The organism is Planococcus citreus, from assembly GCF_003664125.1.
Lineage (GTDB): Bacteria > Bacillota > Bacilli > Bacillales_A > Planococcaceae > Planococcus > Planococcus citreus.
The window spans coordinates 639022-654007 of sequence record NZ_RCCP01000001.1 but is presented as its reverse complement, the minus strand read 5'-3'; the positions used below and the strand labels follow the sequence as shown (position 1 = coordinate 654007).

15 protein-coding genes are annotated in these 14986 nt (G+C 51.2%); 12 read left to right on the top strand and 3 right to left on the bottom strand.

What is annotated here, in order from left to right; translation table 11 throughout:
* The first annotated feature begins 734 nt into the window (after positions 1–734).
* The 7 genes from murJ to DFR62_RS03310 are packed head-to-tail and all read left to right on the top strand — an operon-like array spanning position 735 to position 8877.
* Positions 735–2249: a murein biosynthesis integral membrane protein MurJ gene (gene murJ, locus DFR62_RS03340; RefSeq protein ID WP_167456515.1), complete on the top strand. Its 1515-nt coding sequence runs from the start codon at positions 735–737 to the stop codon at positions 2247–2249.
* Between the two features lie 19 nt (positions 2250–2268).
* Positions 2269–3552, top strand: a complete 1284-nt coding sequence (locus DFR62_RS03335) for a hypothetical protein (protein ID WP_121298047.1) — start codon at positions 2269–2271, stop codon at positions 3550–3552.
* Positions 3552–4730 carry a UDP binding domain-containing protein gene (locus tag DFR62_RS03330; RefSeq protein ID WP_167456514.1) on the top strand — a complete coding sequence of 393 codons (1179 nt, stop codon included), beginning with the start codon at positions 3552–3554 and terminating at the stop codon, positions 4728–4730. The genes DFR62_RS03335 and DFR62_RS03330 overlap by 1 nt, the downstream gene beginning before the upstream one ends.
* A 14-nt stretch (positions 4731–4744) precedes the next feature.
* Positions 4745–5365 (top strand): sugar transferase, encoded by a 621-nt coding sequence (locus tag DFR62_RS03325; RefSeq protein WP_121298045.1) that lies wholly within the window; start codon positions 4745–4747, stop codon positions 5363–5365.
* A 15-nt stretch (positions 5366–5380) separates the two neighbouring features.
* Positions 5381–6559 (top strand): glycosyltransferase family 4 protein, encoded by a 1179-nt coding sequence (locus DFR62_RS03320; protein WP_121298044.1) that lies wholly within the window; start codon positions 5381–5383, stop codon positions 6557–6559.
* A gap of 46 nt (positions 6560–6605) precedes the next feature.
* Entirely contained in the window at positions 6606–7682 is a 1077-nt protein-coding gene (locus DFR62_RS03315) for a hypothetical protein (protein WP_121298043.1), read from the top strand.
* Positions 7683–7698: 16 nt separating this feature from the next.
* Positions 7699–8877, top strand: coding sequence for a glycosyltransferase family 4 protein (locus DFR62_RS03310; protein ID WP_121298042.1), 1179 nt, complete (start codon positions 7699–7701; stop codon positions 8875–8877).
* Positions 8878–8971: 94 nt separating this feature from the next.
* On the opposite strand, the gene DFR62_RS03305 is transcribed toward DFR62_RS03310, so the two are convergent.
* Together DFR62_RS03305 and DFR62_RS03300 are read right to left on the bottom strand one after the other, a co-directional pair.
* Positions 8972–9418: a GDYXXLXY domain-containing protein gene (locus DFR62_RS03305; protein WP_121298041.1), complete on the bottom strand. Its 447-nt coding sequence runs from the start codon at positions 9416–9418 to the stop codon at positions 8972–8974.
* The gene (locus DFR62_RS03300; RefSeq protein ID WP_121298040.1) at positions 9415–10587 is read right to left on the bottom strand and encodes a DUF2157 domain-containing protein; all 1173 of its coding nucleotides are present in this window, start codon (positions 10585–10587) and stop codon (positions 9415–9417) included. The genes DFR62_RS03305 and DFR62_RS03300 overlap by 4 nt, the downstream gene beginning before the upstream one ends.
* A gap of 292 nt (positions 10588–10879) precedes the next feature.
* Between DFR62_RS03300 and DFR62_RS03295 the strand changes: the two genes are divergently transcribed.
* Genes DFR62_RS03295 through DFR62_RS03285 form a run of 3 tightly spaced genes read left to right on the top strand, consistent with a single transcriptional unit; the run spans position 10880 to position 12410 of the window.
* Positions 10880–11167 (top strand): hypothetical protein, encoded by a 288-nt coding sequence (locus DFR62_RS03295; protein WP_135449573.1) that lies wholly within the window; start codon positions 10880–10882, stop codon positions 11165–11167.
* 18 nt (positions 11168–11185) lie between these two features.
* Positions 11186–11827 (top strand): flavin reductase family protein, encoded by a 642-nt coding sequence (locus tag DFR62_RS03290; RefSeq protein WP_121298038.1) that lies wholly within the window; start codon positions 11186–11188, stop codon positions 11825–11827.
* 25 nt (positions 11828–11852) lie between these two features.
* The gene (locus DFR62_RS03285; protein WP_121298037.1) at positions 11853–12410 is read left to right on the top strand and encodes a GNAT family N-acetyltransferase; all 558 of its coding nucleotides are present in this window, start codon (positions 11853–11855) and stop codon (positions 12408–12410) included.
* A 10-nt stretch (positions 12411–12420) separates the two neighbouring features.
* On the opposite strand, the gene DFR62_RS03280 is transcribed toward DFR62_RS03285, so the two are convergent.
* Positions 12421–13131: an MBL fold metallo-hydrolase gene (locus DFR62_RS03280; RefSeq protein WP_121298036.1), complete on the bottom strand. Its 711-nt coding sequence runs from the start codon at positions 13129–13131 to the stop codon at positions 12421–12423.
* A 141-nt stretch (positions 13132–13272) separates the two neighbouring features.
* On the opposite strand from DFR62_RS03280, the gene DFR62_RS03275 reads away from it, so the two are divergent.
* Together DFR62_RS03275 and DFR62_RS03270 are read left to right on the top strand one after the other, a co-directional pair.
* A complete protein-coding gene (locus tag DFR62_RS03275; RefSeq protein WP_101190877.1) occupies positions 13273–13818 on the top strand; it encodes a glycerol-3-phosphate responsive antiterminator in 546 nt (181 codons plus the stop codon).
* A 316-nt stretch (positions 13819–14134) separates the two neighbouring features.
* Positions 14135–14968: an MIP/aquaporin family protein gene (locus DFR62_RS03270; protein ID WP_121298035.1), complete on the top strand. Its 834-nt coding sequence runs from the start codon at positions 14135–14137 to the stop codon at positions 14966–14968.
* Positions 14969–14986 lie beyond the last annotated feature (18 nt).

Sequence of the window (14986 nt, the reverse complement as noted above, 5' to 3'; positions counted from 1 at the left end):
ATATTCATCCACTAGTGGGAGACGCTTATTTGGATATAGCAATTATAAAGATGTTATAACTTTCACCTTTTATCTTGGAAGGATGTATAAAATTATTGACGCAAATACCAATGGAAGAAAGCATGCCGTCCATTCTAAAACTAGAGATGAAGCGGAAAGGGGCGAATGGATGGCGAGGGGGAGCCGAGTCCATTCATTTGCGACGCATCTGTGCAGCAAATGTTTTTGTGCGATGCCCGAACATAGTGAGGGTTGAGCAGATGTGGGAGCAACGGTTTTCTCGTGATGCTCGAACACAGAGAAACTAGGTGCCCTGGACTGAGCGCTAGCGAGGGAAGCGGCTGAAGCCGGCCCCCTCAGAAAGCGTCCCCTTGAAGCGAAGTCTCTTCCACTATCTCTATTATTCATATTCAAAATGACGAAGTCCTGTCTCATCATCTGCATGACCGGTCCCAAGCGTCCCCTTCAAGCGCAATCTCCTCCACATAAAAGTTCCGATTGCAATCTTCTCTATTAAAATATTTCGAATTATCCAAAGCTTTTTCAAAACACCTAAACAGTTTAACCCTCTTTTAACCTCTGCCCCCTAGGATTAACAACAACAGGATTCCGTCCGCGCCAAATTCTAAGGAGGATCGCCGCCGCAAACAGATGGCCGGATCAAATGATATGCTGCATCACTGCTTCGGGAGCGGATCTTGGCTTCCAGAATGAACGCAAAAGAGGTTGAAACTATGGAAAAAACAGTCATCGCCATCATGTTCGTCGTCATCATCACGAAAGTTCTCGGCTTTTCACGGGATATCTTCCTATCGTTTTTCTACGGTGCCGATGGATTGACCGACGCCTACTTGATCTCGACCGATATCCCGACAGTGTTCTTTGCGTTTATCGGCATGGGCATCGCCGCGAGCTACATCCCGGTCTACACGAAAATCCGTGAAGAGCGGGGCGATGTAGCGGCAGAGCGCTTTACAGCGAACGTCACCAACGCGGTCATGCTGTTGTCAACGGTGTTGGTCATCTTGCTCTTGGTGTTCCCGGTGCCGATCGTCAAACTATTCGCTTACGGGTTCGAAGGGGAGACGCTGCGCATCGCGGTGCTGTTCACGCGGATCATTTCGCTGACGCTCTACTTCACCGCCCTGATCTTCATTTTCACCAGCTATCTGGAAGTGAAGGACCGATTCCTGCCGACGGTGCTGAGCGGCTTGCCGCTGAATGTGCTGCTGATCACGACGATTGTGGTCAGTTCGAAAATGGACATCATGATGCTTGCCATCGGAACGGTCATTGCGGTCATCGTGCAGTTTCTGTACATGGTGCCGGCAATACGCAAAAGCGGCTATCGCCATCAAATGGTGCTGAACCTGAAAGACCGTGATTTGAAGCAGATGATGATGCTCGCGATTCCGGTCATCATCGGGGTATCGGCTGACCAAGTCAATATCCTGGTCGACCGGACGATCGCTTCGCAGTTGGCGGAAGGCGGGATATCCGCATTGACCTATGCGCACCGCATCGTATTCTTCGTCCAAGCCATCTTCGTGCTGGCGGTCGTGAAAGTGATGTTCCCGAAAATCTCGAAATTGGCTGTGAGGAAAAATATGGAGGAATTGAAAGGCGTCGTCGGCAAGATCATTACGACGGTGTCGTTGATTGTCATTCCCGCTGCGGTCGGCATGATGATTTTTGCCCGGCAGATTACGGAGCTGTTGTTCGGGCGCGGGGCGTTCGAGGAACGTGCCATTGCGATGACGACGGGTTTGTTGTTCTTCTACGCGCTGGGCTTGCTCGGTTTCGGTCTGCGTGAAGTGTTGTCGAAAGTGTTTTATTCCTTGGAAGATTCACGGACGCCGATGATCAACGCATTCGGCGCGATGTTTTTGAATGTCGCATTGAACCTGGTGCTATCACGCGTTATCGGGCTGAACGGCTTGGCGCTTGCGACCAGCATCGCGGCAATCGTCAGTACGGTGCTGTTGTATGCATCGCTGGTCCGGAAAATCGGTTCGCTCGACAGTCGGCGGCTTATGGTCGACTTGGCGAAAGGCATATTCGCCGCAATCGTCATGGGCATCGCGGCAAGAACGGCATTCACGGTTTCCTTACTGGCAGTGGGCGATATTCCGGCATTGTTCATCGGCGTATTGACGGGGGTCATTGTTTATGCGGCGATGCTGTGGGCGCTGCAATTGAGCGATATCGCCTACTACAAGTCGCGATTGATGGCATTGGCGAAACGTTGAAAGAAGGGGGTGGGGGTTCATGATTTATGTACTTGGATTTTTTGTGATACAGATTCTGGCAACGTTTTTAATCAAAGATTTTCTTCCGGCAGGTGATGGATATGGGATGCTTCTCGTCTTTACAGGAATCGTCGCCATTTCGTTGTATCTATACCGCAATTTGAAGAATGAATGGCTGTTCGTCATTTTTGCCGGGTTCGCGGTGCGGGTGGTCATTTTATTCATCGACTTGTATGTTCCGTCGATCGGGATTTTCTCGAGCGGCACGGATACGGAATACTTCCATGAAGTTTCCGTAATGGTGGCTAACGGGCAATATCCGCTGGACCAGACTTCGACGGTATATGTGCCGTTTCTGTCAGGGCTCTACTACATGATCGGGGAGCAGCGGGTTTACTCGCAATTCCTCAATATCGCCTGCTGGGTATTCTCGGCCGTGTTCCTCTTCAAGTCACTGAACTATTTGCAGATCGAGAAGAAATTGAGCTTTATCGCGTTGCTCATCTTCACGCTTATGCCGAACAGTATTTTCATGTCGAGCATCCTGCTTCGGGAAGCGCTGATCATTTTCTTTACGACGGTTTCGCTTTATTACTTCCTGCGCTGGATCGGGGAGCGCTCGTTCCTCCAGTTCGGCTGGGCTGTGGTGTTGTCGATTCTGGCGATGATGTTCCACACCGGCATGATCGGCTTGCTGCTCGTCTATATCGCCTCGTTCGTCTGGTTGGAGCGCGGGAAGATGGGCAGGAAAATTTCGACGCCTCTCATCTATTTGTTGTTTGTCGGCGGCATCGCATTCCTCGTTTTCCAGAACTCAGATGTCTTCTTGAGTAAATTCGTCACGGAAGAAGGCGGAACGGTCGATTACGAGATTTTCGCTGAAGGCGGTTCAGTCTACCTGGCAAGCTTCAGTGGATTATCGGGGATAGCGGCACTGCTCGTTGCGCCGCTCAAAATGTTCTACTTCCTGTTTTCGCCGCTGCCGCTCGATTGGCGGGGAGTCGGGGACATTGTCAGCTTCTTGTTTGATTCCACCGTTTATTTGTTCCTGATCGGCGCTACGCTTTATGGCCTGTTCCGGAGTGAAATGCCGGTGCGCACGAAAATATTCATCTTGCTGGTGATCGGGATGACCGTTTTCATCTATTCCTACGGGACGCAAAGTGCCGGAACGGCGATGCGGCACCGCAATAAAATCATCCCGCTATTATTGCTGTCGTTCGGAGCAGCGAATAGCAAGCAATTGCTGGAATTCACCAAAATGAAATGGACGGGGAAAAAGGGGGAGAAGGTGGGCTCATGATGGAAAACTTGAAAATCGCAATTGTTGGGGCCGGGGAAACAAGCTTGCTTGCGGCAACAACGTTCGGCACGGTTTATCCGGTCATCGTATTTGATCCGGATCGCTCCAAAAGAGCAAGATTCGATGAAAAAGGCATTGCTTTTACCGATCAAGCCGGCGAACTGGCTGATGCCGGCATCCTCCTGATGACCGGATCGAAGCGCCCCGCCTATACCTTGGATGCGCTTACGGAGTTGTGCCGGATTGTCGGGAGGCATATGAAAAAAGGCTCGGTGCTCATTTTTGAAGCCCCGGTGTACCCTGGCACAACCGAAGAAATTTGCATCCCCTTGATAGAGCAGCATTCAGGTTTTGTCGCCGGAAAGGAATTTTTCGTCGGTTTCGCACCATCCAGATGGCAAGGCAGTGAACCGCAAGGCAAGGTTGCGAAAATGCGCAAAGTGATTGCAGGGCAAAGCGGCCCCGTCACCGATTATCTGGCAGATTTATTCGAACCTATCCATGACGGGGGCATTTACAAAGCGAAATCGATCCGTGTCGCAGAAGCCGCCCAATTGCTCGAAATCGCCCAAAAAGAAGTGAATATCGCATTGATGAATGAAGTTGCGCTGACCTTGAACCAGCAGGGAATCGATACGCATGATGTATTGGAAACCGCCAATACGAAGCGGGGATTCATCAAATTCGAACCAGACCTCCTCGGAGACAATCCCGTGCCATGGCATGGAGTGGGCCAATTCTGGTGCAAAGGCGAGCAGAAAGGGAGGCAAGTGGCACAGCGGATTATCAAGAAATTGATCCAGAACGAAGTCATCATCCACGAAGCGCGCATCACGGTGCTTGGCCTCACGAAAGAAGACGGGACAAGCGAAGTGCCGGAAACGGGGGTGCTCGAACTCGTCTCGGAGCTTCAGGAATACGGCATGGATGTCCAAGTCACGGATGCCAGGCTCGAACTGGGCCAGGCGGAATGCGTGGGAGGCGTTTTGCTGACAAAACAGGAGGAACTGCTTCCAGCGGTTTCGGTCATACTTGCGGTACCGCATGAAGCTTACCGAAAAACAGGATGGAAATTATTCGAGCGTTTGCTGGAAGGCAAGGAAGGCTATGTCTTTGATGTCAAAAGCATACTTGAACGGAATGAGAAACCGGAGAAGGTGACTTTATGGAGAATGTGAGGAGGGGGCAGCCCATGATTGTTGGAGATTTCAGTGAAGAGAAAAAACGGCCGAAGCGCTCGAACGCAGCGGTGAGGTTCCTGGAAGTCGTTATTGCCACTTTGATGTTATTGGTCTTATCGCCATTATTGTTAACAGTCGCCTTATTGATTCGCCTGGAGTCGAAAGGCCCTGCCATGTTCAAGCAGCAGCGCGGCGGACTTTACGGACGGCATTTCACCATCTATAAATTCCGGACGATGGAGCACGGGCGGGATAAGAAGCGCAATCGCATCGATCCATTCGACGGCGATCCGAGCATTACAAAAATCGGCAACATCCTCCGCAAAACAAGCATCGATGAATTGCCCCAGCTGATCAACATCGTCAAAGGCGATATGTCATTCATCGGGCCGCGCCCGACTGTCACCGACCAGACCGACAATTACAACGATTACCAGAAGCAGCGGCTGATGGTGAAACCGGGTGTTACGGGCCTTGCACAAGTGAGCGGGCGCAACAGTTTAAGCTGGGACGAAAAAATTGACATCGATATCGATTATATCAACCGCAAAAGCTTGCGACTCGATTTGTACATCTTGATGCAGACGGTGGTCAAAGTGTTCCGGACAGAAGAAATTTATGAAAAAAGCTGAGCGGAGGGTAATGCCATGACAATGAAACTGATCCACGCCGTAACTGTTTCGGAAAGTTTGAGCTTTATGGATGGCCAATTGCGCTATTTGAAAACCCGTGGATTCGAGCCGAAAGCATTGAGCTCCAAAGGCCCTGGCTACGAGGAGTTTCGGGCAAGTGAACAAGTGGAGATGCTTGAACTGTCGATGGACAGGGGCATTTCGCCGCTCCGCGATCTGCAATCGCTTGCCCGGTGCATCACGTTATTTCGCCGGGAGCGCCCGTTAGTCGTCAATGCCAGCACACCGAAAGCTGGCCTGGTCGTCACTATGGCGGCGCGGATGTGCCGGGTGCCCGTGCGAATCTATACGATGAGGGGCTTGAGAATGGAGACGACTGCGGGATGGAAGCGCAGTTTGTTGTTGAGTATGGAAAAAATTGCTGCGTCTTCTGCGACTCACTGTTTGGCGGTATCGGACAGTTTGCGGGAGCGGGCGATCGAATTCGGCATCGCCGATGAAGAAAAAATCAGCGTGCTCGGAAAAGGCAGCGGCGACGGATTTGATGTAGCGAGATTCCAGAGCACCCCTGAAATTGAGGCAGCCGGAAATGAACTGCGCCATCGCTATAAACTCAGCAAAGAGCATATCGTTCTCGGGTTTGTCGGCAGGCTGACAAGAGACAAAGGAGTCAATGAACTGGTTGCCGCCTTCAAGCTGTTAAGCCTGGACAACGAGCAGCTGCGATTGCTCATCGTCGGCGATTACGAAGACGATGACCCGGTGGAAGAAGAAGTGAGATGGGAAATCGAGAACAACCCGAAAATCATCAAGACCGGGTTTCTGCCGGATCCGGTAGCGTATTACCATTTGATGGACATTTTCGTATTCCTAACGAAACGTGAGGGTTTTGGCAATGTGTCGATCGAAGCGGCTTTATGTGGGCTGCCGGTCGTCGCTTCCGATGTCACGGGTGCACGGAATACGATTGTGGACGGGAAGACCGGCTTATTGGTGGACCCTGGGAACTTAAAGGAAATCACGGAAACGATTCACAAATTGATAGCATCCGACAGTTTGCGCGCACGGTTTGGGGAAGCCGGTCGGGAATGGGCAAGCACCCATTTCAGCAACGAGGTGTTATGGAAAGAGCTGGACAGTTTCTATAAAAACTGCCTCAGCGAATCGCTGGTACCAGCCGGCGAATTGAACTAAGGGTTCAGGTCATGCGGGGAAAATCAAAAACAAAGGGGAGTTTCATTTGAAAACATATTATTATATTGCGTCTGCTGGAGTGCTCGGAGTCAAAACGAACATCAAAAATTTCGGCTGGTCATATGGCCATAATGTCCCGGAAGGCACGAGGGAACAATACGAGCGCTGCGTGGTCCGCATGCAGGTCGATTTAAGGGAATTCAATGACGATGCTGAACACGAAGCGATGGGGAAATACCATTATTTCAGCGGCACGCCAGGAGCGGACAAAATCTATTACACACGCAATTACGCCGGCAAAGGCCGCATGCGCATCCGCGCAGAAGGGTTTTTGACAGACGAGCCGAAAATCACCGTCAACCGCGCTTATTATAAACTCATCACCCACCGGATCATGAACCTTCATTCCATCGGCTATATCATGACCGACCTTGCGACATTGCTGCTATTGAGAAAAGGCTATGCGCCGATTCATTGCTCCGCATTCAAGAAAGATGAGTCGACTTTGACGGTGTTCGCTCCGCCGGATACTGGCAAGACCTTGAGCAGCATGACGGCTTGCATGGAACATGGCGCTGAATTCATTGCAGAGGATCTGGCCATCACAGACGGCAAAACGATCCATTCCGTGCCGTGGACCAGTACATTCCGCTATTACTCCACTGTTGAGCAGGGAATGGGCGCGAAGATCAAGAACCGCGTCGATAAACTATTGCCGGTGATGGAATACATCAGCTTTAAAAAGCCGGATCCGATTACAGAGTACGTTGGTGAACAATCGATACTCGACCATCAAGTAGTGACGCATGTCGCCATTCTTGAGCGCGGCGATGATTATGTCGCGGAACAGACGGAAGCCGTAGCGCTCCAGAAGCTGATGAACTTAAACCGTTATGAATTCAATTATTTACGCTCGCCATTGCTGACGGCGTATGAATTCTTCAATCCCGAATTGAACATCGACCAGGCACTCGCCAATGAACGCGAAGTTTTGACGAAATTGATCCGGGGCAGCGAGAAAGTGTTTTCCGTGAAAAAGAATAACGCCACTCATTACGCGAAGGAACTACTCGAACAAATCGGCAGCCCGATTGCACCTGCAAAAGCAGTGCAAGGGGCTTGAAAGGAAGCGGTCCATCATGTCAGCGAAAGTGTTGCACGCCATGACCATTGCGCAAAGCCTTCAATTGGTGAGAGGGCAATTGAAGACATTGGAAACGCACGGCTATGAAGTGAAAGCATTGACTTCAGAGGGAAGCTACGCCAAAATCTTTGAACAACAAGAGGGAGTGAAGGTGCTGCACGTCAATATGGAGCGTGAAATCGCCTTGAAGCAAGACTTGGAATCGCTGTTCGCCTGCATCCGTGTCATCCGCTCCGAAAAGCCGGATATCGTCAATGCCGGAACGCCGAAAGCGGGGCTGATCGTGTCGCTCGCTGCTTACTTTTGCAGGGTGCCCGTGCGCATCTATAATGTGCTGGGCTTGCGCCTCGAGACGACCGGGGGCATCAAGCGGCAGATCTTGCTGATGGCAGAGAAAATCGCCGCAGCGTCTTCAACCCATATGCTTGCAGTATCGCCGAGCCTGAAGCGCCAAATTGTCGAGCTTGGTATTGCGCCTGCCGATAAAATTAAGATTCTCGGGCATGGCAGCGTCAATGGCTTCGACCTGCAGCGCTTTGAACTGGATGACGAGATGAAACGGCGTGTGGAGGAAAAGCGTCAAGCTTATGGATGGACCGGCGACGAACTTGTTCTCGGGTCAATGGGGCGTATCACGAAAGATAAAGGCATTGACGAAACAGTGCGCGCGTTCACCGAGCTGCATGGGCAGCACCCGAATTTAAGGCTGCTCATTGTCGGCGATTACGAATCGGCGGATGCAGTTTCCGAGTGGACGCGTGAAACAATCACCAGTCATCCGCATATCGTCCACGAAGATTACCAATTGGACCCCGTACCGTTTTATCATTTGATGGACCTGTTTTTATTCCTCACAAAACGCGAAGGATTCGGCAATGTGTCGGCGGAAGCGGCGCTGACGGGGATACCGGTCATTGCAGCGGACGTCACGGGCGCGCGCGACACCTTGGTGGACGGGGAAACCGGTTATTTGGTCGACCCCGACAGCCACGAAGATGTGATGGGAAAACTGGACAAATTGATCAGTGATCCTATGCTGCGTAAAGAGCTGGGGGCAAATGGCCTGGAATGGGTACGCCAGAATTTCAGCAATGAAGCCTTATGGGAAGAGATGGATCAATATTACCGAAGCTGCTTGCTAGAACGCTCGAGTGTACTCGGTGAAGTGCAGTGAAATGTGCTTGCACTTAATCTGTTTCCTGATTGCAAAATAGATTCAAGCCAAACGAAAACCCGGCATGCTATATGCCGGGTTTTCGTTTATGCTATTACTCTTCTCTTGGGGCAATGCTGATCGGGCGTATGGAGCCCCATGGCGCAACGTCGATGGTGACTTCGAGGTCGACCGCTTCTTCCAGTTCTGGGCCGCGGCCTTGCTCAACGTAAAAGTTTTCGAGCTGTGGGGCGACGATGCGGCGGTCGTATTTGCTGCCGTTGATGGCGCCGAAGAACGGTCGCTCCTCGATGCGGTCGATGACGGCGTAGCCATCTTCGCCTGCCGTTAAGGTAAAGTAGACGGCGCCGTCAGATATTCCAGCAGGTGCGTCAAGGTCGGGATACTGCAGCATGACGTATTCACCGTAGAACGGATCGAACGGATCGTAAGGTTCAGCACGCAATAAGTATTGCTCACCGAACCAGGAAGTGGCGTAAAAGCTGACGACGAGCAATGCGACGAAGACGGTCTGCAGAACAGGCATTAGCCATTTCTTCATGTCACTGCACCTTCTTTCTTGCGGTTAAGCCACCAGGCGATGCCTGATAGCACGAACAGCAGGATGGCGCCGATCAGGAAGAACAGCGACATGTCGAGCCGTTCCCACGCGTAAATGACGTAGATGACGAATTGCACGACAATGAAATAGACGAAGCCCAAAGCGAGCGGTTGATCTTGGCGCTGGGCGATGACCAAATAGGCAAGCGCGGTCAATTCCGCGACGATGGCTAAGGCGATGGCCGTTTCATCGAAGAGCATGAAACCGACAAGCCCGAGTACGCCGAGCCACATCAAATGGCGTTCGCGGAAGTAGGCGAGTGCGAGCACTATTGCCCCTGCCACTGCAAGAGCGATCGATTCAGGCATGGTCAATTCAGCGAAAGCCATATCGCTTTCCCCGCGAATCGCCAGGAAGACGATCAACTGGATCCCTCCGACAATCAAGTAAAGCGGTCTCAATAGCTTCTGCTTGTCTTTTGGGATCAGCAGCAAGAGCAAGGTCAGTGCGAACAAAGTCCAGATCGGCACGAGCGGGCTGTCGATGTCCCATATACTCCATACGAGAAAGCCGGAACCGAACAACAAGAGCCAGCTGAAAATCATCATCGGCCCGTCTTTGCTCAGGAACAGCCAAGCGAGCGTAACGGCGATGAACAGCAGCCATTCGATCAAGCCAATGCCGGGAGCTGCCGATGTCAGGATAGTGATTCCGCTAATGAACGCCAATACGGTGAATGCGGCATGGCGCCAGATGAAGAAATGGGCGATGGCGGCAATGAACAGCGCCCACGGAACGATGCTGGAACCGGTGCCGAGATGGAAGGTTTGGCCAGTCACGACTAAACTCGCACCGAACATCACATATCCAAGCACCTGAAAAATGATGGGATGGCCAAAATGTTTTTTCTCGGAGAAATAAGCGAGCACATAGAAAATCCACATGAGCAAGACGACCATGCCGACTTTCGCGAGCGCCGGTATGGCTTGCCAGTTGGCAGCGATAAAACTGAAGACGGCAAGCGCAAAAAAGATCAAGCCGATGACGAGCAAAAGAGGCACTTTGCGCTTTTTCGGCTGACGGGTTTCAAACGCCTGGATGCGCTCGGCCGTCTCTTGGTCGATAAGCCCTTCCGCCCGCCACCTGGCGAGTTTGCGTTCCCATTCCATATAGGACACCTCCCTAATTATTAACTGTATTATAAACCTATATTGTCAGAAATAACAGAAAACGTTCCTATTTTCTAGGTCTATTTTAGTAATTCGGAGCGCGTAATAATTGCGTTCATAGTAAACTATACTTGTATAAAATTTTGCATTATTTGCAGGAAAAAACTCACATAAAAAGGGTTAAAGCTGCTTTATGGCGAAAGTTTAAACTTATCTTAAAGAATGAAAAACTGGGGTAGGCGACACTGTAGATTGGGGTTAATGATTTTACAAGGGCTGGAGCGTGAAAGTGGTGGAGTTTGTATATGAATGGATGGGCCACATCCAATTGGGGGTATTTTTGCTGGCGCCGCTATTATTGCCATGGTGGCTAAAGCGATACATCTGGCTTGGTTTCGTGGCAGTCGGGTATGTACTTTACATAGCTTGGGGGCTGTATCTTCAAGCTACGAGAACTATGGAAGAGTTCGGGACCGGTTTCGGCATGATGATCCTGCCGTATTTGGCGGGAATCTCATTGTTCGGCTATTTGCTTCAAAAATCGATTGACCATTCGAAGCAGAACGGTTCGGAGGAATAGAAAAGGGAGTGGACATTCGTGATCATCGATCCTGCACAACAAACGAGCAAGGAAAATTATAAACTGCTGATCGGCAGCGTGTTGCCGCGGCCGATTGCCTGGGTCTCATCCGTCTCGTCGGGCGGCGAGTTGAATTTGGCGCCTTTCAGTTTTTTTACAGTCGCTTCGCGCAATCCGCCGATGCTGATCTTTTCAATCGGTGAAGGGGTCGAGGCAAGGGCAGGCACAGTGAAAGACACCTTGACGAATATCCGGGAGCGGGGAGAGTTTGTCGTCAATATCGTTTCCGCACCACTCGCGAATGAAATGGCGAGAAGTGGCGAGCATGTCGCGCCGGACGTCGATGAATTCGCATACGTAGGATTGACGCCTGTATCATCTGAAGTGGTTTCAGTGCCGCGCGTGAAAGAATCTCCCGTCAGCATGGAATGTGAGCTGGTGCAGGTCATTCCGCTTGGCGACGATCATCTCGTCATCGGCAAAGTGCTGCGTTATCACATCCAGGATGAATTATATGACAAGGGACGGATCGATACGAAAAAGCTCGCGCCGATCGGTCGGCTTGCCGGGAATTATTCGCCTGTAGAATCGATGTTTTCGTTGCCGAATGAGCATTTGAAGGAATATTTGCGGCCGCCGGTAGATAAAGACCGGGAGTAGCCGCGACCACGGGGAGGGATGCTTCATGGCCTTGCAAATTGAACATGTCAGTTTCGAACGTTTGCGCCGGGAACATTTGCCGCAACTTTACGAATGGATCACGAAAGAGCCACAGATCAACCGGTTTTGGGGATATAGCTATAATGGAACTTACGGGGAATTTGTGCGCGAATTTGTCGGGAGCATCAAAGGGAAGGATCCCACTGAACCATACCTTATCTATTATCTGGAAGAACCGATTGGCTATATCCAGACATTCCGTTGGAGTGATTATCCGGGCAGCGAACAGTTTACGGAATTGCAGCGCGCGGCAGGGCTTGATATTCTCATCGGCAGGCCTGCCTACCGCGGCCAGGGCTTCGGGCAAGCGATCATCCGCCGCTTTCTGGAAGAAGTGGTGTTCCGCGACGGATCGGTGACGTGCTGCGTCACCGATCCCGATATCCGCAACAAGCCGGCAATCCGTGCTTACGAAAAAGTCGGGTTTGAAATCGTCCGGCGCGTGGAGGAAGTATCGGAGATCACGAGGCCGGTCTGGTTTATGCGCGTCGGTCGCCAGCAGCTGGAACGAAAGAAACCCTAGCCATTGTTGGCTAGGGTTTTAATTTTTGTTCGGCATCGCGGATTGCTTGTTCCATGAAGCGCACAGGATGATCAAGCAGGCGGCCGTGCCCGACAGCGAGAAAGCTCGGCTGCAGCAAGGTCAATTTCTTGGCGCTGTCGAGTGCTATGCGTTTGTCCCATGTCGCCATCGCCGGGAACGGGAACAGCGGCTTGAATGTCCCGGAAACTGCGGTTCCTCCGCGTGTCTGGAAGGCATCTCCCGCGATGAGGACGCCCGAACGTCTATCGAAAAAGGCAATGGAGCCCGGAGAATGCCCGGGGGACAGGACGACTTCGAGCGACCCGACCCGGTCGCCTTCTTTCAGCAGCCGGTCGGGTGTCGTCTGGATATTTTTCGGGATCCCGCCTTTGACGGGTTTGCCCGCGTCTTCAGGCGAAGCGCTTTTATCCCCCGAGAGGATTTTTGCTTCCCTTTCCGAGACGGAAACTTGCGCCGCAGGGAACTGTTTTTTCAAAGCATCGAGTGCGCCGACGTGATCGATATGGGCATGCGTCAGCGCGATTTCTGTAATCGGTTTGCCGATGGTTTTTGCCGCCAGTGCGATGTCCCTGGCTGCGAAACCCAAAGCGCAATCGACAAGCGTCAAGCCTTCCTGTTCTTCGACCAAATAACAATTCACCGGAAATACTGTAGGCATAAAAGCCAGTTGATAGACATTCTGCACTTTCTTGACCCGCATGGCCGCCAACTCCTTTTGGATGATTACTGCCATTTTATCGCAATCGGCCGATGAAATGAAGCCGGGGGCAAATAGTTGTGCAGGAAACGAAGCTGGCGCATAATGTCCGTAGATTGTTTTTTAACGGAGGAGGAAAATCTGTTGGTTAAGTTAAAAGGCGTAGTGCCTGTCATGCGTAACCTGAAGGAATTTGAACGGCTGCTTGCCAGTGACCAGGAGACCATCATTTTCCTGGAAGTCCGGCTTGCCCAGCTCAAGCCGCTTGTCGCGGCTGCCAAGAAGGCAGGCAAGAAAGTGATCTTGCATGCCGATTTAATTCAAGGCCTGAAAACGGACGCTTACGGCATTGAGTATTTGGTCCGTGAAGTGAAACCGGACGGCATCGTCTCGACAAGAAGCAATGTCATCGCTCTTGCGAAGAAAAATAAATTGACGACGATCCAGCGATTGTTTCTGCTCGACAGCCATGCGCTCGAACATAATTTAAGCTTGATCGATCAAGTAAAACCCGATTACATCGAATTATTGCCTGGGCTCATTCCGTCAATCATCAAGGAAGTGCACGAACGGACCGGCATCCCCATCATTGCAGGCGGCTTGATCCGCACAAGGGAAGATATCGAACTTGCCTACCAAGGCGGGGCGGAGGCCGTCTCGACATCCCAGCCAGAACTATGGGATACCTGATTTTGTAAAGCCCATCAATCGGCGATCGCTCTTCAGAAAGAGTGCGTGCCGATTTTTTCAATTTCCATCACTCCCAGATAAGCCCCAATTAATTGTTGACAGCGTTTTCAAAAACTGCTAAATTGATTTTACAAGTTAAGGACCGTGCAGGAGAAAAGAGATCCGCATCGGACAAGGCCCAGTTTATTGGGCCTTCGTTCGGTGCGGATTTTTTGTGGCTAGTCCTTGATTATACATGGAAACTCTGCTGGAAAGCGTGCCTTGTCATTCGACAGGTTCGATACAAGCGGAGGATCTGAAAAAGGGGTGTAAGGAAATGACAGTATTTTTAGCGGAATTGATCGGTACAATGATTCTCATCATTTTTGGTGCGGGTGTTGTAGCAGGTGTGGTTTTAAAAGATTCAAAAGCGGAGAATGCAGGATGGATCGTCGTCACGATCGCTTGGGGGCTCGCGGTAACAATGGGTGTTTATGCGGTCGGGAATTTCTCGGGAGCGCATTTGAATCCAGCAGTCACATTAGGCTTTGCGTTTGTCGGTGAATTTCCGTGGTCGCAGGTGCCGGTTTATATTGCCGCACAAATTCTTGGGGCCATTATCGGTGCTGTTATTGTCTTCTTCAACTATCTTCCGCATTGGGACAGAACAAAGGAAGCTGAATCGAAACTTGCTGTGTTCGCAACGATTCCAGCGATCCGCCGCCCGTTTTCCAACTTGATCAGTGAAATCATCGGGACTTTCGTTTTGGTCATGGGCTTGTTGTTCATCGGGGCCAATGATTTCACGGAAGGCTTGAACCCGTTGATCGTCGGCGCGCTCATTATCGCGATCGGCATGTCGCTTGGCGGCACGACAGGATACGCAATCAACCCCGCTCGTGATTTGGGGCCGCGTATCGCACACGCTTTGTTGCCGATTCCAGGAAAAGGCCCATCTGACTGGAGCTATGCTTGGGTGCCGATTGTGGGACCTGCATTTGGCGGTATTTATGGGGCAGTGTTCTATAAAGCGATCTTTACAGGAGATTTCGGCTTGCCGTTCTTTGCATTGAGTGCAGTGCTCTTCCTGGTATTTATCGGGGCAGCCAGTGTAGAATTGAAAAATGGCCGAGTGAAAGCCAAGCAATTAAGAGAAAAAACCATTTCATAAGTTAGCGGAGGAGATTCC

Excerpts from the sequence above, each read along its gene's own strand:
- murJ (WP_167456515.1), top strand. The coding sequence starts at position 735 with ATGGAAAAAACAGTCATCGCCATCATGTTCGTCGTCATCATCACGAAA.
- DFR62_RS03335 (WP_121298047.1), top strand. The coding sequence starts at position 2,269 with ATGATTTATGTACTTGGATTTTTTGTGATACAGATTCTGGCAACGTTT.
- DFR62_RS03330 (WP_167456514.1), top strand. The coding sequence starts at position 3,552 with ATGGAAAACTTGAAAATCGCAATTGTTGGGGCCGGGGAAACAAGCTTG.
- DFR62_RS03325 (WP_121298045.1), top strand. The coding sequence starts at position 4,745 with ATGATTGTTGGAGATTTCAGTGAAGAGAAAAAACGGCCGAAGCGCTCG.
- DFR62_RS03320 (WP_121298044.1), top strand. The coding sequence starts at position 5,381 with ATGACAATGAAACTGATCCACGCCGTAACTGTTTCGGAAAGTTTGAGC.
- DFR62_RS03310 (WP_121298042.1), top strand. The coding sequence starts at position 7,699 with ATGTCAGCGAAAGTGTTGCACGCCATGACCATTGCGCAAAGCCTTCAA.
- DFR62_RS03305 (WP_121298041.1), bottom strand. The coding sequence starts at position 9,418 with ATGAAGAAATGGCTAATGCCTGTTCTGCAGACCGTCTTCGTCGCATTG.
- DFR62_RS03300 (WP_121298040.1), bottom strand. The coding sequence starts at position 10,587 with ATGGAATGGGAACGCAAACTCGCCAGGTGGCGGGCGGAAGGGCTTATC.
- DFR62_RS03285 (WP_121298037.1), top strand. The coding sequence starts at position 11,853 with ATGGCCTTGCAAATTGAACATGTCAGTTTCGAACGTTTGCGCCGGGAA.
- DFR62_RS03280 (WP_121298036.1), bottom strand. The coding sequence starts at position 13,131 with ATGCGGGTCAAGAAAGTGCAGAATGTCTATCAACTGGCTTTTATGCCT.
- DFR62_RS03270 (WP_121298035.1), top strand. The coding sequence starts at position 14,135 with ATGACAGTATTTTTAGCGGAATTGATCGGTACAATGATTCTCATCATT.